This window comes from Streptomyces sp. NPDC002144 (assembly GCF_053593695.1).
This window is the reverse complement of sequence record NZ_JBSFDB010000012.1, coordinates 99,746-116,549: the sequence shown is the minus strand read 5'-3', so window position 1 is coordinate 116,549 and position 16,804 is coordinate 99,746. Positions and strand designations below refer to the sequence as shown.

The window sequence follows — 16,804 nt, the reverse complement described above, 5'->3', positions numbered from 1 at the left end:
AGTGGGGGCGCTGGTTGATTCCGAGGAGTCGGCGCATGCGAGGAATCCTGACGTGAGAGGACACGGACGGCGCCATCATGGCGCGCGGCCGGGGGCGGTCCGCAACCGAATATCCGGCCCGAACGCGGGCCCGTAGCATGAAGCCGTCCCCCCGTCATGATCATGCGAGGAGCGGATCGTGCGAGACATCTCCGTGTTCAGCGGCAGCGCCCACCCCGAGCTCGCCGCCGAGGTGTGCGCGCATCTGGGTGTGCCGCTCAGCCCCACCCGGGTCAGCCGCTTCGCCAACGACTGCCTCGAGGTGCAGCTGCAGGCCAACTGCCGCGAGCGCGACGTCTTCCTGATCCAGCCGCTGGTCAAGCCGGTCCAGGAGAACCTCGTCGAGCTGCTGCTGATGTGCGACGCCGCGCGCGGGGCCTCGGCGGCCCGGATCAGCGTCGTCATGCCGCACTACTCCTACGCCCGCTCCGACAAGAAGGACGCGCCGCGCATCTCCCTCGGCGGCCGGCTGGTCGCCGACCTGATGGTGGCGGCGGGCGCGAGCCGTGTCCTGACCATGACCCTGCACTCGCCGCAGGTGCACGGCTTCTTCTCCGTTCCGGTCGACCATCTGCACGCCCGGCGCGAGCTCGCCGCGTACTTCCGGCGCTACGACCTGACCCGCACCACCGTCGTCTCGCCCGACCTCGGCAACGCCAAGGAGGCCGCCGCCTTCGCCCGGATGATCGGCGCCCAGGTCGCCGCCGGCGCCAAGCAGCGGTACGCGGACGACCGGGTCACCATCAGCTCGGTGATCGGCGAGGTCGCCGACCGGGACGTGATCATCCTGGACGACGAGATCGCCAAGGGCAGTACCGTCCTCGAACTCCTGGAGCGGCTGCGGGAGTTGGGGCCGCGTTCGATCCGGGTCGCCTGCACCCACGGACTGTTCGCGGCCGGTGCGCTGAAGCGGATCGGGGAGCAGCCGGACGTCCTGGAGATCGTGTGCACCAACACCGTGCCGGTCCCGGAGGAGGAGCGCACCGAGAAACTGCAGATCCTGACCGTCGCCCCGGCGCTCGCCGAGGCCGTACGGCGCATTCACAACGGCGAGTCCGTCAGCGCCCTGTTCGACGCGCCGCGGAACGAATAGACATGAGGCGACGGAGTAACGCTCGGCATCTCTCCCGTCGTCCCGAGGCAGGGAGCTTCATAACGTCCCCGACGTCGCCTCCGGCTGCCCCAGGGCCGCGTCCAGGGTCGGATGGGCGGGCAGCAGCCGGGACAGGCCGGTGACGCGCATGATCCGCAGGGTGAGCGGGTGGGTGCACACGAGCCGCAGCTCGCCGTCGTGGTCCAGACAGCGGCTGCGGGCCCGGTAGAGCAGGCGCAGCCCGGAGCAGTCGAAGAACTCCGTCCGGCGGAGGTCGATCACCAGCCGGGCCGCGGGCTGCGCCGTCACCTCGTCCAGGTACGGGGCCATCTCCGTCGCGGCGGCGATGTCGATCTCACCCCGGAACTCCAGCACCGTGTGGCCCCGGTCCTGGTGGACGCGCAGATGCCGGGTGAGCGGCGCAGGCTCCTGCTGCACGACGACCTCGCCTCCAACCTGCTCCTGATGGTGCCCCCGGGTACCGAGCGGGCGCACATCCCTCCCCGCCCTGCAAGTTACCCTCGAACGAGTGAATTTGAGCATGTTCGATTGACATATGTCTTCGAATTGCGAGGAAGGATTGCGCCGGCGCACGCCTAGGACAGGGCGTGCCACGCCTTGGACAGCGCCTGGCGGAACTGCTCGGTCTGGTGTGCCGTGAGTTCCTGGACCATCCGCTCCTCCAACTCCCTTACGGGAGTCGCGTGTTGGGCGAGCAGCTCGCGCCCGGTGTCGGTCAGCAGAATCAGCAGTTCGCGGCGGTTGTGGGGGTTGCGCTCCCGGCGCACGAGGCCGCGGTTCTCCAGGGACCGCACGAGGTCCGCGATGGACTGCGCGGTGACGAACGAGTCCCGGGCGAGCTGTGCGGCGGACAGCCCGTCGTGCCGCTCCAGGACGGTCAGGGCGGTGTACTGCAGCGCGGTGATCCCGGACGGCTTGACCAGCTCGTCCAGATGGGAGCGCACCACGAGTTCCACCTGCTTGACCATGTAGAGCAGGGACGGAGAAGTCTTCGTAGCCTGGGTGTCGAGCATGGATCCAGCCTAGAGCATTGACAGGAAACCTGTCTGTAATGAAACTGCGAACCAACAGGAATCCTGTTTGTTGAAATCTTGGCGAAGAGGCTGAGGAGTGGTGATGACCACCTTCGAGATCGAACCCGGACGGCTGTTCATCGGGGGGCAGTGGCGCGAGGCCGCCGACGGAGCGCGCACCGAGGTGGTCGACCCGTCCCGGGGCGCGGTCGTCACCACCGTCGCGGAGGCGGGCGCCGCCGACGTGGACGCGGCCGTACGGGCGGCCCGCGAGGCCTTCGACAGCGGGACCTGGTCCGGGCTGAGCGGCCGTGAGCGCGGCCGGATCCTGTACCGGGTGGCCGAGCTGATCCGCGAGAACGCCGACGAACTCGCCCGGCTGGAGAGCCTGGACGTCGGCAAGCCCATCTCGCTGTGCCACGCCGTCGACATCACCAACGCGGCCAACGACTACGAGCACTTCGCCGCCCTGGCCCACTCGCTGGACGGCTCCGTGCGCGACACCCCCATGAACGCCCTCGCGTACACCAGGCGTGAGGCGATCGGCGTGGTCGCCGCGATCACTCCCTTCAACTTCCCGCTGATCCTGGCCGGCTCGAAGCTCGGCCCCGCGCTCGCCGCCGGCAACACCGTGGTCCACAAGCCGGCCGACGAGACCCCGCTCAGCGCCCTGTACATGGCCCGCCTGCTGCAGAAGGCGGGCGTCCCCGACGGCGTGGTCAACGTCGTCACCGGCGCCGGCCCGGTCGCCGGTGAGGCACTGCTGCGCCACCGCGGGGTCGACAAGGTCGCCTTCACCGGCTCCACCGCCATCGGCCGGCATGTCGCAAGCGTGGCCGGCGAGGCCCTCAAGCCCGTGACCATGGAGCTCGGCGGCAACGCGGCCCACATCGTCTTCGAGGACGCCGACCTGGAGAAGGCGGTCGGCGCGATCATCAAGGCGTTCGTCTTCAACACCGGCCAGTTCTGCATGGGCGGCCCGCGTCTGCTCGTCTCCCGCCCGGTCTACGCCACCCTGCTCGGCATCCTCGCCGACGCCGTGCCCGGCGTCCCGGTCGGCGACCCCCGGCAGCCCGAGACCGTCGTCGGACCGATGGCGGGGGAGAAGCACCTGAAGAAGGTCGAGGAGTACATCGACCTGGCGCGCAAGGAGGGCGGCCGCATCGTCTGCGGCGGCGAGCGCCTCGACCTCGACGGCGGCTACTACTACAAGCCGACCGTCGTCGCCGACCTGTCGAACGACTCCCGTGTGGTCCAGGAGGAGATCTTCGGCCCCGTCCTGACCGTGCAGCCCTTCGACACCGAGGACGAGGCGGTCGAGCTCGCCAACTCCACGCCCTACGGCCTGGCCTCGGGCATCCAGACGCAGAACCTCGCCCGCGCGCACCGTATCGCCGGCCGCCTCCAGGCGGGCATCGTCTGGATCAACGACTGGGCGATGCTCGACCCCGCGGTGCCCTTCGGCGGGGTGAAGGACTCCGGCTACGGCCGCGAGTACGGCCCCGAGGCACTCGACGCCTACACCAAGGTCAAGTCCGTCGTCGTCTCGCTCGACTGAGCCCGCTGAACGCGCCCGACAGCAAAGGGAGTCCGTACGATGTCCATCTCCACCCGCGCCGCGGTCGTCGAGTCCGGCGGAGCACCGTTCACCCTCTCCGAGGTCGAGCTCGACGAGCCCGGTCCCCACGAGGCACTGGTCCGCATGGTGGCGACCGGCCTGTGCCACACCGACCTCGGTGTCGCGAGCGGCGGCCTGCCCTTCCCGCTGCCCGGGGTCCTCGGCCACGAGGGCGCCGGCGTCGTGGAGGCCGTCGGCTCCGCGGTCACCGGTGTGGCGCCCGGAGACCACGTGGTGCTGTCCTTCACCTCCTGCGGTGAGTGCCGCAACTGCAACGGCGGCCACCCCGCGTACTGCGCGTCCTGGCTGCCGCTGAACCTGATCGGCGGCCGCCGCGCCGACGGCAGCAGCACCATCAGCCGGGACGGGGAGCCGCTGGGCGGCCACTTCTTCGGCCAGTCCTCCTTCGCGGAGCGGGCGCTGGTGGACGAGCGCAGCCTCGTCAAGGTCGACGCGGACGTCCCGCTGGAGTCCATCGCCCCGCTCGGCTGCGGTGTGCAGACCGGAGTCGGCGCCGTCTGGAACGTGCTGAAGCCGGTGACCGGCAGCACGGTCGTCGTCCTCGGCGCCGGCGCCGTCGGCCTCTCCGCCGTCATGGCCGCCTCCCTCACTCCCGCCACGCGGATCGTCGCCGTCGACCGGGTCGCTGAACGGCTCTGCCTGGCAAGAAAGTTGGGCGCCACCCACACCGTAGACGCCGGCGACACCGATCTCGGCGAGGCGCTCGCCGAGATCACCGGCGGGCAGGGCGCCGACGGCATCGTGGAGACCACCGGCAACGTCGCCGTCCTGCGCCAGGGCGTCGACGCGCTCGCCGCCCGCGGCACCCTGGTCGTCGTGGGCGCCCCGCCCTTCGGCACCGAGGTCGCCCTGGACGTCAACGGGCTGCTGGGCGGCAAGCAGGTCGTCGGCCTCACCCTCGGCGACGCCGAGACCCAGTCCTTCATCCCCTCCCTGGTGCGCCTGGTCAAGGAGGGCCGGCTGCCGCTGCACCGCCTGATCAGCACGTATCCGTTCGCGGACATCGACCAGGCGGTACGGGACATGGGCGCGGGCAAGGCGATCAAGCCCGTGCTGACGTTCTGACCCGCCTGACGCCCGACCGTGCTGACGTTCTGACCCGTCTGACGCCCGACCGTGCCGAAGGTCTGACTCAGTCGACCGTCAGGACCAGCTTCCCCGTGGTCCGGCCGGTGTCGCCGAGCCTGTGTGCCTCGGCGGCATCGGCCAGCGGGAAGGTGCCGGCGATCGTGGCGCTCAGCTTCCCCGCCTCCACCAGCGCCGCGATCGCCGCCATGCCGCTGTGCGAGGCGTCGACCAGCATCCGCAGCGCCCGGACACCGAGCCGCTCGGCCTCGTCGTAGAAGTCGCTCGACCCCACCGGCAGGATCGACACCACGATGCCGCCCGGGCGCAGCACGCGCAGTGAACGCGTCGAGGTGTCGCCGCCGATCGTGTCCAGGACGACGTCCACGTCCTTCACGGCCTCGGCGAAGTCCGTCTCCCGGTAGTCGATCGTCTCGTCGACGCCGATGCCGCGCAGGAACTCGTGCTTGCCCGCGCTGGCCGTGCCGATCACATACGCGCCGCGCGCCTTGGCGATCTGCGCCGCCACGTGCCCGACCCCGCCGGCCGCCGCGTGGATCAGCACCCGCTGTCCCGGTCGCACGTCCGCGTACTCCACCAGCGCCTGCCACGCGGTCAGCGACACCAGCGGCAGCGCGCCCGCCTGGACGTGGTCGATCGAGGCCGGCTTGTGCGCGAACCAGCGCGCCGGACCGGTGACGTACTCGGCGTGCGAGCCGTGGCCGAAGGGGTACGACAGCATGCCGAAGACCTCGTCGCCGGGCTGGAAGCGGGCCACGCCCACCCCGACCGCCTCGACCACGCCGGACACGTCCCAGCCCAGGACGAAGGGCGGTTCGCCCAGGAAGCCGCCGGTCGCGCGGTGCTTCCAGTCGGTCGGGTTGACGCCGGCGGCGCGCACCCGCACCAGCACCTCGTTCGTACGCGGCTCGGGCCGCTCCAACTCCACTTCCCTGAGGACCTCGGGACCGCCGAGGACGTCCTGGCTGATGGCTCGCATCGTTTTCACATCGCTCATGGTGAACCAGCCTGCCGGGGTCCGCCCGCCCCGGAAAATGGCACGATTGCCAACCTTCGATAGAATCATGCCATGAGTGATCAGCGGCGGGTGGAACGGGTCGTGGTGCTGGCCCTGGACGGTGTGTACCCCTTCGAGCTGGGCATCCCCAGCCGGATCTTCGGCGCGGCCGACGGCCGGTACGAGGTGCTGACGTGCAGCGTCGACGGCCAACCGGTGCGCAGCTGCGCCGACTTCACCATCGGCGTGGAGCACGGACCCGAGATCCTGGCCACGGCCGACACGGTCGTGGTCGCCTCCATGACGTCCTCGCACATCCCCGCGGAGCTGCCCGCCGAGGTCGCCGCGGCGCTCGCCCGGATCCGCCCGGACGCCCGGATCGTCTCCATCTGCACCGCCGCCTTCGTGCTCGCCGCGGCCGGCCTGCTCGACGGCCGCAGGGCCACCACGCACTGGCAGGTCACCGACGCCTTCCGGCGCCGCTATCCGCACGTCGACCTCGACCCCGACGTCCTCTTCGTGCACGACGGCCGCATCCTCACCTCGGCCGGCGCCGCCTCCGGTGTCGACGTCTGTCTGCACATCGTGCGCACCGACCACGGCAGCGAACTGGCGAACGCCGTGGCCCGGCGCTGTGTCGTCCCCCCGTTCCGGGACGGCGGCCAGGCCCAGTACATCGAGCAGCCGGTGCCGGAGAGCGGCGCCGCGAGCACGGCCGCCACGCGCGCGTGGGCCCTGGAGCACCTCGACGAACCGCTCACCCTGGCGGACCTGGCCGCGCACGCCCGGATGAGCCTGCGCACCTTCGCTCGCCGCTTCAACGACGAGGTGGGCCTGAGCCCGGGCCGCTGGCTGATCCAGCAGCGCGTCGCCCGCGCCCGGCACCTGCTGGAATCCAGCGATCTGCCCGTCGATCAGATCGCCGGCCAGGTCGGCTTCGCCACCGGCGCCTCCCTGCGCCAGCATCTGCACGCCGCGATCGGGGTGTCCCCACAGGCGTACCGACGCACGTTCCAGGCGGCGGCCGTCGGCTGAGCAGGTCGGGTGACAGCGGATCGACGGCTCATCGCCGTGCTTCCTGCTCAGCGCTCAGCGGCTGGCGTGCAGTGCGACCAGCAACTGCCACACCTGATCGGCGATGGCAGCCGCGTCCGAGTCCAGCAGGCCGTGCAGCCAGTCCGCCAGTACCCCGGCGAAGGTGGCGGCCACCGCCGAGGCGACCAGCGGGGCGTCCGCGGCGCCCGCGCGCTCACGCTCGCGCAGGCTGTAGGCGCGCAGATCCCGGTGGAGCACCCGGCCCAGCGGACCGCCGCCGCCCGGGGTCAGCAACTCGCGGTACAGACCGGCGTGCGGGGTGAGCGAGGCGAAGAACTCCCCGAGCGCGGGCGGCGCGTGGACCGGGTCGGGGCGGCTCGTCCAGGAGTGCAGCGCCTCCACGGCCTCGCGTACGACATCCGCGCAGGCGTCGACCGCCAGCGCCTCCAGATCGGCGTAGTGGACGTAGAACGTGGCCCGGCCGACTCCGGCCCTGCGCACCAGCGCCGCCACCCCCACCTCGGCGAGCGGGCGTTCGGCGCACTCCGCGAGCAGGGCCTGGCGCAACCGCGCCCGGGTGCGCGCGGCCCTCGGGTCCTCGGGCGCCGGCCGGGTCACCGCGCGATCAGCACGGCGGCCAGGGCGAGCGCGCCGGGCAGGGCCTGGGCGAACAGGATGCGGCGGTTGGCCGTGACGGCGCCGAAGACGCCCGCGACCACGACGCAGGAGAGGAAGAACACCTGGGCACGGTAACCCGTCGGGTCCGCCGCGATCAGGCCCCAGACCAGCCCGGCGGCCAGAAAGCCGTTGTAGAGGCCCTGGTTGGCGGCCATCGGAGCGGTCGCCCGCGCCATCTCCGGGTCGAACCCGTGCAGGGCCCGCCCGGGCTTCTTCTGCCAGAGGAACATCTCCATCACGAGGATGTAGGCGTGCAGGGCGGCCACCAGGCCGACCAGCACGTTCGCGACCGTCTGCATTGCTGGGCTCCGAGTTCTCCGAACCAACTTCCTGGACAGGTGTCCACTATAGCTGGACATCCGTCCAGGAAGTGACGGTGCCGCCGCGCAGCTCCAGTGCCCGTAACGCCAGCTGCATCTCGAACTGGGCCGCCGTGTCGTGCAGTTGGGCGCCGAAGAGATCGTCCAGCTGCCGCATCCGGTAGCGCACCGTCTGCGGGTGCACGGCCAGCCGCACCGCGACCTCGCTCGCGTTGTGCCCGCACTGCAGCCAGCTGAGCAGGGTCTCGGCGAGACGCTCGCGCTGCGGCGGACGGACCCGCCGGAGGGGTCGCAGCCGTTGTGCGGCCAGGGCGTCGATCAGGGTGTCGTCGCGCAGGAGCAACAGGGTCGCCAGATGGTCCTGGCAGCGCACCATCCCGGCGTCCCCGAGCACCCCCCGGCGGATCAGGTCCAGCGCCTGGCCCGCCCAGCGCAGGGACCGCGCCCCCTCTTGCAGGGCCACCGTCGGCCCCATCGCGGCCCGCAGCCCGTGCAGCGCCGCCGCCACGGCCCGCGCCCGGCCCGGGCCCTCGGGATCCGGCACCACCACCACGGCCGGCTGGACGTCGAACCGGGCCAGGAACTCCGGCGCCACGATGGGCTGCCGACCGCGCCGCTGACCCTGGTCGACCGCGACGACCGCCAGCGCCCGCGGCACCGGCCAGCGCGCGCCGTGCGCCAGCTCCGCGATGGCCTCGGCGGAGGCCGGGGGATCGGCCGTGAGCAGGTCGACCAGCCGCGACCTGCGCTGCTGCAGCTCGCCGGCCTCGTGCAGCCGCGCCTCCGTGTACCCCGCCGTGGTCGCGGCCGCCATCTCGTCCAGGTGCAGGAACAGCGCCTCGCCGAACGCCGCCAGCACGTTGCGCGGCAGCAGGTCGGCGTCGACCAGCGCGTTCACCCGCCGCCAGGTGACCCGGGCGCCGAGGCGCAGCGCCCACTGGAACGAGTCGAGGCTGCGGCCCTCCTCCGCCTCCCCGCGACCGATGCGCCGGTACGTCGCCTTCACCGGCTCCCAGTCCGTGTCCGGCTCGGCCATCCGCTCCAGCAGTCCCCGCAGCGCGTGGTCCACACCCCGGTGCACCCCCTGCAGATACGCGTCGTCGGCAGGCCGCGCGTACTCGGGGATCTCGGTCTGGATCGCCCGTACGACCTCCTTGGTGATGTCGGCGAAGAAGGGTCTGAGATGGCGGTGCAGGTCCGGTGGCAGGGCGTTGAACGGGCCGCCCGGATCGTCCTCGGTCACAGCGGCTCTCTTCGGCATCCGGCGACGATACCCGCCGGTAATACGGCGGGGCTTATCACCGGCGGACAGTCGTGGACCCGCGGATTGTCGGCCGGCGACAACAGGCCGGCCCCACACGGCCGTCTCGCGGCGCTCACGCGTCGTGCGCCGCGTACACCTCCTGCCCTCCCACGAACGTCAGCGCCACCCGCGACCACCCACCCGCACATCGCCGCGAGCGCCCGCCATCTGGTCGCCGACATGAACCGCAGCGCCTACCCGGCCGCCCTGGATCTGCTGCTGGACGCGGCGGCGGCCCGGCTCGCGGAAAAGCGGGCGCCGGAGACGATCACCGACCACACTGGACAGGCCAGTTGACCAGGACCGCGAGGAGGCCCGCCGCACCATGACCGCACCCGCCCCACGCACCCCCGAACAGCGCAAGAAGGACACCCTGCACCGGCTGGAGAACGACGTCGACGCGTGGGTCGCCAGCGCCGGCGCCGACGGGGGAGCGCCGTACCTCGTACCGCTCTCCTACCGCTGGGACGGTGAGACCCTGCTGTTCGCGACCCCCGCCGCGAGCCCCACCGGCCGCAATCTGCGGGCGACCGGCACCGCACGCGTCGGGATCGGCCCCACCCGGGACGTCGTGATGGTCGAGGGCACCGTCCAGACCGTGTCCCAGGCCGAGTTGAGCCAGGAGGAGGGCGACCTCTTCGCCGCCGGCACGGGCTTCGACCCACGCCAACTGGCCACGCCCTACCTGTACTTCCGCGTCCGGCCGAGCCGCATCCAGGCCTGGCGGGAGGCCGACGAGCTCCCGGGACGCGAGGTGATGCGGAACGGGGAGTGGCTGGTCGCCGACTGAATCGACGGGCGCGGGATATCCGACAGGGTGAGGGCGGCGGGACACGGACTGCCCCGCGCCCGGGACCCTTCGGAGGAGACATGCCACTGGTCGAAGCGGGTTACGTGGTGCTCGACTGTGCCGAGCCCGAGAAGCTCGCCGTGTTCTACAAGGAACTGCTGGAGGCGGAGGAGACGGACGCGACCGCCAACCGCGTCGAGATCAGGAGCGCCGACGGCTCCCGGATGGCCTTCCGCCGCGATGTGAACGCCACACCGCCGAGCTGGCCGCGCCCGGAGAACTCGCTCCAGGCCCATCTCGACTTCGTCGTGACGGACCTGGACGCGGCCGAGCGCAAGGTGGTGGAGCTCGGCGGGCGCCCGCTGGAGACCAAGGACGCCGCCGGGCCGTACGAGGAACGCGGGTACGCCGACCCGGCCGGCCACTCCTTCACCCTGCGCCGCACCACACCGACAGCCCCGAAGCAGGGCTGAGGCACAGGGGCCGCGTCAGTCCCGGCCGCCGTCGTCGGCGGCCGGCCAGACGCCCGTCGAGCGTTCGATGGCCTTGGCGCCGCCGCGGTCCACCGCGCTGCGCACCACCGCGAAGATCGCGCCCTGTACGGCGGCGGCCAGCAGGATCTCCCCCCAGCCGCGGTCCTTGTCCAGCGCGTCGGGCGCGTCCTCCTCGTGCCGGATCGCCATCCACGTCTTGCGGAAGGCGAGCCCCGCGAGGGATCCGCTCACCCAGCCGAGCGCGAAACCGAGCGGCTTGTAGGCGAGGGGCAGCTTCAGTTTCTTCTTTTTGGCCATGTCCTACTCCTTCGTCGTCAGGGGCGCCCGGTCGCGGCGACCCGCTCGTCCGCCGGCACGGGTCCCGGCGGGGTGCCGTCACCGAACGGCCGGCCGCCCAGCTCCTCGCGGTGATGGGCCGTCAGCCAGCCGGACAGGTCCGGGCCCAGGGGCACGATCCGGGTCGGGTTGATTCCGGTGTGCACCTGGTAGTAGTGCCGTTTGATGTGATCGAAGTCGACGGTGTCACCGAAGCCCGGCGTCTGGTAGAGGTCGCGGGCGTAGGCCCACAGCACCGGATTTTCCGCGAGCTTCCAGCGGTTGCACTTGAAGTGGCCGTGGTAGACGGCGTCGAACCGCACCAGCGTGGTGAACAGCCGGATGTCCGCCTCGGTGATCGTGTCCCCGACCAGGTATCGCTGCCTCTCCAGCCGCGGCACCAGCAGCTCCAGCCGCCGGAACACCCCGGCGCAGGCGGCCTCGTACTCCTCCTGGTCGGTGGCGAAACCCGCCCGGTACACACCGTTGTTGACGTCCTCGTAGACGTCCGCCATCACCGTGTCGATCTCGTCGCGCAGGGCCTGCGGATACAGGTCGGGCGCGCCGGGGCGGTGCAGGGCCGTCCACTCGGTGGCGAGGTCCAGGGTGAGCTGCTGGTAGTCGTTGGTCACCAGCTTTCCGCTGGGTACGTCGACGATCGCGGGCACGCTGACCCCGCCCGGGTAGCCGCTCTCCCGCCGGTCGTAGGCCTCGCTGAGGAAGCGGATGCCGAGGACGGGGTCACGTCCGTCGGGGTCGAGGGTGAAGCGCCAGCTGCGGTCGTCCTGGATCGGGTCGGCGATGCCCATCGACAGCGCGCCCTCCAGGCCCAGCAGCCGGCGCGAGATCACCGCACGGCTCGCCCACGGACAGGCACGGCTGACCACCAGCCGGTAGCGCCCCGCCTCCACGGGCCAGCCGTCCCGGCCGTCCGCGGTGATCCGGTCCGTGAAATGGCTCTTGGACCGCTTGAAGGCCTTCGTACCGTACGCCTCGTTGCCCCCGCCCATGCCTCCTCCTCCCACTGCGCCGGTGCTCTGACAACCGCGTTCCCCGAATTCGGCCGCCCGCACGGTGTGATCCGAACCGTCAGGGGCAGTCGGCGAAGGTGAGTAGGACATCCTCGGACAACCAGGCGGATCGAAGGACACGCGTCACGGTACTCGTGGCGCTCGGGGCCAACCTCGTGATCGCGGCGGCCAAGGCGGCGGGCGGCCTGATCGCCGGATCGCCGGCCCTGCTGTCGGAGGCGGCGCACTCGGTGGCGGACAGCCTCAACGAGGTCTTCCTGCTGGCCGCGCTGCGCCGCAGCAGAAGGCCGGCCGACCGGCGTCACCCCTTCGGCTACGGCAAGGAGCGCTTCTTCTGGTCCCTTCTCGCGGCCGTCGGCATCTTCGTGATGGGCGGCTGCTTCTCCTTCTTCCAGGGCGTCGAGGCGTTCCGCAACGGCGCCGAGGAGAAGACCAGCGGCTATGTGGCGGGCCTCGTCGTGCTCGGCGTCGCCTTCCTCGCGGAGGGCGCCTCCCTGCTGCGGGCCCTGCACCAGGTGCGCCGGCAGGGCGGCAAGGGCGGGCTGCGCGACCCGGCGCTGCGCACCGTGGTCGCCGAGGACGGCACGGCGGTGCTCGGTGTGACGGTGGCCGCCATCGGCATGGCGCTGCACATGGTCACCGGTCAGGTGGTCTGGGAGGCGTCGGCCTCGATCGTGATCGGCGCGCTGCTCGTGTACGTCGCCTACCACCTGGGCCGTGAGGCACGCGACCAGCTGATCGGGGAGGCCGCCGACCCGGAGGCGGCCGACCGGATCCGGGAGGTGCTGGAGGCACAGCCCGAGATCGACAGCGTGGAGGCGCTGTTCACCATGAAGACCGGCCTCGACAAGGCCCTGGTCGCCGCACGTGTCGACCTGGTGCCCGGACTGGACAGCGAGCGGGTGGAGGAGGTCGCCGTACGCATCAAGCGGTCCGTGGCAAGCAGCGTGCCGGAGGCCGACCAGATCTTCCTCGACATCACCGACCGGCCGGCCGAGGAGGCATGGGAAAGCCCCGCCGCGACGGGGGAACGCGGCGGGGCCTGACGCACGCGTGCCCGGCACTCACCGGAACATGCGTCTTCTCCCGGAGAATTTCCCCGAGATTTTCTCCCGGCCCGGTTCACCAGCGACCGGGCCGGGAGCGCGTCACCCGTTCGTCTCGTCCGGTTCCAGCACGAACAACGGGATCTCCCGGTCGGTCTTCTTCTGGTAGTCGGCGTACGGCGGGTAGGCCGCGACCGCGCGCTCCCACCACTCGTCCTTCTCCGCGCCGGTCACCTCGCGGGCCGTGTAGTCCCGCTTCACCGGCCCGTCCTGGAGCTCCACATGGGGATCGCCCTTGATGTTGTGGTACCAGACGGGGTGTTCGGGAGCGCCGCCCTTGGAGGCCACCACCGCGTACCGCCCGCCCTGCTCGACACGCATCAGCGGCGTCTTGCGGATCTTGCCGCTCTTCGCGCCGCGGGTGGTCAGCACGATGACGGGCATCCCGGTGTCCATCAGGGTCGTGCCCTTCGTGCCGCCGGAGCTCTCGTACAGCTCCACCTGATCGCGAACCCACTGCTCCGGACTCGGTACGTACTCGCCCTCGAGAGGCATGGCATCCGTCCCATCGTCGTGTTCCGGTACTCGACTGGCACCGTGCTGCAACACAGGTGCCCGCATGGTTCATCCCTATCGCACCGCCCGCGGAACCACACCATTACCCCGCGGGTCATCGCGTTCACCCGCACGGGCGCGGCACAGTGTCGACGACACCCACCGGAAGGGAACGCCCATGACCGTCACGACCCGCGCGGTGGTCGAGGAACTGCTGCGCCGCATCGGCGAGGGGGACCCGGACCGCATCGCCGAGCTGTACGCTCCCGACGTCGACTGGCTGGTCAACTGGCCCGAGGACGAGCACGGCCGCGCCGCCACGCCGTGGATCCGCCACCGCGCCACCCGCGCCGAGGCCGCCGCCCATTTCCGGGAACTGGCCGCCCAGCACGTCCCGGAGCGCGCGGCGACGCGGATCGAGCGGATCCTGGTCGACGGCGAGCACGCCGTCGTACTCGGCGAGATCCGGCAGACCGCCAGGCCCACCGGACGCCCCTATCAGGCCAGGTTCGCGCTGCACCTCACGGCGGCGGACGGCCGTATCACCCGCCACCACGTCTACGAGGACAGCCTCGCCGTCAGCCGGGCGTTCGGCTGAGGAGCCGACCCGTCCCCGACCACGGCCGGCCCGCCGGAGCCCGAGCGAGCGTCCTCGGCCAGAATCCCCGCGTCACCGATCTGGCCGAACTGTTCGTCGCCCCATAGATGCCCCGGGCATCTAATGAAGATCTGCACGACGCACTCATCGTCTGCGAGGTCTTCCATGACGGAAACGGAACCTGTGGCCTTTCCCCAGGACCGGACCTGTCCCTACCACCCGCCCACCGGCTACGACGCCCTGCGTGCCGCCCGCCCGCTCACCCGCATCACCCTCTACGACGGCCGTCCCGCCTGGCTGGTGACCGGACACGCCCTGGCCCGCCAACTGCTCGCCGACCCCCGCCTGTCGACCGACCGCAACCATCCCGGCTTCCCGGCGCCCACCGAGCGCTTCGCGGCGGTGAAGAACCGGCGGGTCGCGCTGCTCGGCGTCGACGACCCCGAGCACCATGCCCAGCGGCGCATGATGGTGCCCAGCTTCACCCTCCGGCGCGCCGCCGAACTGCGGCCGCGGATCCAGCGGATCGTCGACGGGCTGCTGGACGCGATGACCGAGAAGGGGCCGCCCGCCGAGCTGGTGAGCGCCTTCGCCCTCCCCGTGCCGTCGATGGTGATCTGCGAACTGCTCGGCGTCCCGTACGAGGACCACGACTTCTTCGAGGCGCAGTCACGGCGTCTGCTGCGTGGCCCCGCGGTCACGGACGTCCAGGACGCACGCGACCAACTGGACGGCTACTTCGAGGAGTTGATCGACCACAAGCAGAAGCAGTCCGAGCCCGGCGACGGGGTGCTGGACGAACTCGTCCACGGGCAGTTGCGCGAGGGCGTGCTGGACCGCCGGGGAGTCATCTCGTTCGCGACCATCCTGCTGGTCGCGGGCCATGAGACGACCGCCAACATGATCTCGCTGGGCACCTTCACCCTCCTCCAGCACCCGCGGCAACTGGCCGAGTTGCGGGCCGACCCGGGGCTGCTCCCGGACGCCGTCGAGGAGTTGCTGCGTCTGCTGTCCATCGCGGACGGGCTGCTGCGCAGGGCCACGGAGGACATCGAGGCCGGCTCCACGACCATCCGGGCCGGTGACGGCGTGGTCTTCTCCACCTCGGTCATCAACCGCGACGCGGACGTCTACCCCGCCCCCGACACCCTCGACTGGCACCGTCCCGCCCGTCACCATGTCGCCTTCGGCTTCGGCATCCACCAGTGCCTCGGCCAGAACCTGGCCCGTGCCGAGCTGGAGATCGCCCTGCACACCCTCTTCGACCGGCTGCCCGGACTGCGGCTGGCCGCCCCGCCCGAGGAGATCCCCTTCAAGCCCGGCGACACCATCCAGGGGATGCTGGAACTCCCCGTGACCTGGTAAGAGGCTCGAGGCCATGCACACCGACACCCGTATAGAGATCGACAGGGACGTCTGCATCGGCGCGGGCCAGTGCGCCCTCGCCGCCCCGAAGGTCTTCACCCAGGACGACGACGGCCTCAGCACGCTGCTGCCGGGCCGCGAGGACGGCGGCGGCGACCCGATGGTCCGTGAGGCCGCCCGTGCCTGCCCGGTGAGCGCCATCACTGTGGCCGAGAGGTGAGGCTCAGCCGGCTCGCACCAGCAGCCGCGCCGCCGCACGGGCCTCGCGCGCGGGCTCGGTCTCCCCGGTGATGCCCGCTGTGACCATGGCGCCCTCCGCCAGCAGGAACAGCTGCCCGGCCAGCGTGCCGGGCAGCCCCGCGTCCGCCACCAGCCCGGCGAGGTAGCCGCGGAACGCCTGTTTGTGCGCCCGCACCTGGCCCGCCACCCGGGTCGACGTGGCGCCCAGCTCGCCGTAGGAGTTGATCCACGCGCACCCGCGGAAGCCGTCCTCCCCGAACCACTCCTCCAGCCAGTCGAACACCGCGAGGATCCGCTCCCGGGGATCCTCGCGCCGCGCCACGAACGCGGCCAGCCGATCCCGCCAGCGCACGTCCCGCCGCTCCAGATACGCCTCCACCAACTGCTCCTTCGCCGGGAACAGCTGGTAGAGCCGCTTGAGGGAGACCCCGGAGGCGCCCCGGATGTCGTCCATGCCGACGGCCTGGACGCCCCGCCCGTAGAACAACTCCTCGGCGGCGTCCAGCGCCTGCTCCCGGGCGACTGCGCTGTCCATGACGGCCATGCGGTGTGCGACCTCCTCGTGCGCGGCGTTCCTTGACGTGAGAACGAGCGTTCTCCTATGGTAGCAGCCGAGCCGGAGAACGCCCGTTCTCCGCCGCTGCCCGTCCATCCGCCGAGGAGGAACCCATGGCCGCCGACCGTCCGCCCCTGCCCCCGTTCACCCGCGAGACCGCGGCACAGAAGGTCCAGGCCGCCGAGGACGCCTGGAACACCCGCGACCCGCACAAGGTGGCGCTCGCCTACTCGGAGGACTCGGTCTGGCGCAACCGCGACACCTTCGTCACCGGACGCGCCGAGATCGTCGGCTTCCTCACCGCGAAGTGGGAGCGCGAGCTGGACTACGCCCTGCGCAAGGACCTGTGGGCCTTCGACGGCAACCGCATCGCCGTCCGCTTCCAGTACGAGTGCCGCGACGCCGACGGCCAGTGGTGGCGCTCCTACGGCAACGAGCTCTGGGAGTTCGACGCACACGGACTGATGACCCGGCGCGAGGCCAGCATCAACGACGTGCCCATCGAGGAGAAGCAGCGCCGCATCCACGGCCCGCGCCCCGAGGCCGAACGCGGGGAGAGCTTCCCGCTTCAGTAGGGACTCCGTTCAGCC

21 protein-coding genes are annotated in these 16,804 nt (G+C 71.4%); 11 read left to right on the top strand and 10 right to left on the bottom strand.

What is annotated here, in order from left to right:
* The first annotated feature begins 178 nt into the window (after window positions 1-178).
* Window positions 179-1,132, top strand: coding sequence for a ribose-phosphate diphosphokinase (locus ACWCQ1_RS19905; RefSeq protein WP_133043604.1), 954 nt, complete (start codon window positions 179-181; stop codon window positions 1,130-1,132).
* Window positions 1,133-1,189: 57 nt separating this feature from the next.
* Here the strand turns inward: ACWCQ1_RS19905 and ACWCQ1_RS19900 are convergent, their stop codons facing one another.
* Window positions 1,190-1,570: an anti-sigma factor antagonist gene (locus ACWCQ1_RS19900; protein WP_451027011.1), complete on the bottom strand. Its 381-nt coding sequence runs from the start codon at window positions 1,568-1,570 to the stop codon at window positions 1,190-1,192.
* Between the two features lie 158 nt (window positions 1,571-1,728).
* Entirely contained in the window at window positions 1,729-2,166 is a 438-nt protein-coding gene (locus ACWCQ1_RS19895; protein WP_358599170.1) for a MarR family winged helix-turn-helix transcriptional regulator, read from the bottom strand.
* A gap of 103 nt (window positions 2,167-2,269) precedes the next feature.
* Between ACWCQ1_RS19895 and ACWCQ1_RS19890 the strand changes: the two genes are divergently transcribed.
* On the top strand, window positions 2,270-3,724 hold the full coding sequence (locus tag ACWCQ1_RS19890) for an aldehyde dehydrogenase family protein (RefSeq protein WP_133043607.1): 1,455 nt from the start codon (window positions 2,270-2,272) through the stop codon (window positions 3,722-3,724).
* Window positions 3,725-3,763: 39 nt separating this feature from the next.
* Complete coding sequence (locus ACWCQ1_RS19885; protein WP_358599173.1) at window positions 3,764-4,870, top strand: NAD(P)-dependent alcohol dehydrogenase; 1,107 nt, start codon at window positions 3,764-3,766, stop codon at window positions 4,868-4,870.
* A gap of 67 nt (window positions 4,871-4,937) precedes the next feature.
* Here the strand turns inward: ACWCQ1_RS19885 and ACWCQ1_RS19880 are convergent, their stop codons facing one another.
* Window positions 4,938-5,888, bottom strand: coding sequence for an NADP-dependent oxidoreductase (locus ACWCQ1_RS19880; protein ID WP_451027010.1), 951 nt, complete (start codon window positions 5,886-5,888; stop codon window positions 4,938-4,940).
* A 72-nt stretch (window positions 5,889-5,960) separates the two neighbouring features.
* On the opposite strand from ACWCQ1_RS19880, the gene ACWCQ1_RS19875 reads away from it, so the two are divergent.
* Window positions 5,961-6,923: a GlxA family transcriptional regulator gene (locus ACWCQ1_RS19875; protein ID WP_133043609.1), complete on the top strand. Its 963-nt coding sequence runs from the start codon at window positions 5,961-5,963 to the stop codon at window positions 6,921-6,923.
* Window positions 6,924-6,977: 54 nt separating this feature from the next.
* Here ACWCQ1_RS19875 and ACWCQ1_RS19870 read toward each other — a convergent pair whose 3' ends face one another.
* The 3 genes from ACWCQ1_RS19870 to ACWCQ1_RS19860 are packed head-to-tail and all read right to left on the bottom strand — an operon-like array spanning window position 6,978 to window position 9,182.
* Entirely contained in the window at window positions 6,978-7,541 is a 564-nt protein-coding gene (locus ACWCQ1_RS19870; protein ID WP_358599179.1) for a TetR/AcrR family transcriptional regulator, read from the bottom strand.
* Window positions 7,538-7,900 carry a DUF1304 domain-containing protein gene (locus ACWCQ1_RS19865; RefSeq protein WP_133043611.1) on the bottom strand — a complete coding sequence of 121 codons (363 nt, stop codon included), beginning with the start codon at window positions 7,898-7,900 and terminating at the stop codon, window positions 7,538-7,540. The genes ACWCQ1_RS19870 and ACWCQ1_RS19865 overlap by 4 nt, the downstream gene beginning before the upstream one ends.
* 46 nt (window positions 7,901-7,946) lie before the next feature.
* Window positions 7,947-9,182, bottom strand: a complete 1,236-nt coding sequence (locus ACWCQ1_RS19860) for a helix-turn-helix domain-containing protein (protein ID WP_133043612.1) — start codon at window positions 9,180-9,182, stop codon at window positions 7,947-7,949.
* A gap of 367 nt (window positions 9,183-9,549) precedes the next feature.
* Here ACWCQ1_RS19860 and ACWCQ1_RS19855 point away from each other — a divergent pair, with 367 nt between their 5' ends.
* Both ACWCQ1_RS19855 and ACWCQ1_RS19850 read left to right on the top strand, forming a co-directional pair.
* Window positions 9,550-10,014: a pyridoxamine 5'-phosphate oxidase family protein gene (locus ACWCQ1_RS19855; protein WP_133043613.1), complete on the top strand. Its 465-nt coding sequence runs from the start codon at window positions 9,550-9,552 to the stop codon at window positions 10,012-10,014.
* A gap of 80 nt (window positions 10,015-10,094) precedes the next feature.
* Window positions 10,095-10,487, top strand: a complete 393-nt coding sequence (locus ACWCQ1_RS19850) for a VOC family protein (protein WP_133043614.1) — start codon at window positions 10,095-10,097, stop codon at window positions 10,485-10,487.
* A gap of 15 nt (window positions 10,488-10,502) precedes the next feature.
* Here the strand turns inward: ACWCQ1_RS19850 and ACWCQ1_RS19845 are convergent, their stop codons facing one another.
* Together ACWCQ1_RS19845 and ACWCQ1_RS19840 are read right to left on the bottom strand one after the other, a co-directional pair.
* Window positions 10,503-10,805: a DUF4235 domain-containing protein gene (locus ACWCQ1_RS19845; RefSeq protein WP_133043615.1), complete on the bottom strand. Its 303-nt coding sequence runs from the start codon at window positions 10,803-10,805 to the stop codon at window positions 10,503-10,505.
* Window positions 10,806-10,822: 17 nt separating this feature from the next.
* Window positions 10,823-11,833: a glutathione S-transferase family protein gene (locus tag ACWCQ1_RS19840; RefSeq protein ID WP_451027009.1), complete on the bottom strand. Its 1,011-nt coding sequence runs from the start codon at window positions 11,831-11,833 to the stop codon at window positions 10,823-10,825.
* Between the two features lie 98 nt (window positions 11,834-11,931).
* Between ACWCQ1_RS19840 and ACWCQ1_RS19835 the strand changes: the two genes are divergently transcribed.
* On the top strand, window positions 11,932-12,900 hold the full coding sequence (locus ACWCQ1_RS19835) for a cation diffusion facilitator family transporter (RefSeq protein ID WP_133043617.1): 969 nt from the start codon (window positions 11,932-11,934) through the stop codon (window positions 12,898-12,900).
* A 102-nt stretch (window positions 12,901-13,002) separates the two neighbouring features.
* Here ACWCQ1_RS19835 and ACWCQ1_RS19830 read toward each other — a convergent pair whose 3' ends face one another.
* The gene (locus tag ACWCQ1_RS19830) at window positions 13,003-13,455 is read right to left on the bottom strand and encodes a nitroreductase family deazaflavin-dependent oxidoreductase (protein ID WP_451027008.1); all 453 of its coding nucleotides are present in this window, start codon (window positions 13,453-13,455) and stop codon (window positions 13,003-13,005) included.
* A 178-nt stretch (window positions 13,456-13,633) separates the two neighbouring features.
* On the opposite strand from ACWCQ1_RS19830, the gene ACWCQ1_RS19825 reads away from it, so the two are divergent.
* The 3 genes from ACWCQ1_RS19825 (at window position 13,634) to ACWCQ1_RS19815 (ending at window position 15,638) form a co-directional block, all read left to right on the top strand.
* Window positions 13,634-14,053 carry a nuclear transport factor 2 family protein gene (locus ACWCQ1_RS19825; protein WP_358599199.1) on the top strand — a complete coding sequence of 140 codons (420 nt, stop codon included), beginning with the start codon at window positions 13,634-13,636 and terminating at the stop codon, window positions 14,051-14,053.
* Between the two features lie 165 nt (window positions 14,054-14,218).
* The gene (locus ACWCQ1_RS19820; RefSeq protein ID WP_358599202.1) at window positions 14,219-15,418 is read left to right on the top strand and encodes a cytochrome P450; all 1,200 of its coding nucleotides are present in this window, start codon (window positions 14,219-14,221) and stop codon (window positions 15,416-15,418) included.
* 13 nt (window positions 15,419-15,431) lie between these two features.
* On the top strand, window positions 15,432-15,638 hold the full coding sequence (locus ACWCQ1_RS19815; RefSeq protein WP_358599205.1) for a ferredoxin: 207 nt from the start codon (window positions 15,432-15,434) through the stop codon (window positions 15,636-15,638).
* 3 nt (window positions 15,639-15,641) lie between these two features.
* Here ACWCQ1_RS19815 and ACWCQ1_RS19810 read toward each other — a convergent pair whose 3' ends face one another.
* On the bottom strand, window positions 15,642-16,193 hold the full coding sequence (locus ACWCQ1_RS19810; RefSeq protein ID WP_358599320.1) for a TetR/AcrR family transcriptional regulator: 552 nt from the start codon (window positions 16,191-16,193) through the stop codon (window positions 15,642-15,644).
* A gap of 134 nt (window positions 16,194-16,327) precedes the next feature.
* Here ACWCQ1_RS19810 and ACWCQ1_RS19805 point away from each other — a divergent pair, with 134 nt between their 5' ends.
* Window positions 16,328-16,789, top strand: coding sequence for a nuclear transport factor 2 family protein (locus ACWCQ1_RS19805; protein ID WP_133043622.1), 462 nt, complete (start codon window positions 16,328-16,330; stop codon window positions 16,787-16,789).
* Window positions 16,790-16,804: the final 15 nt, after the last annotated feature.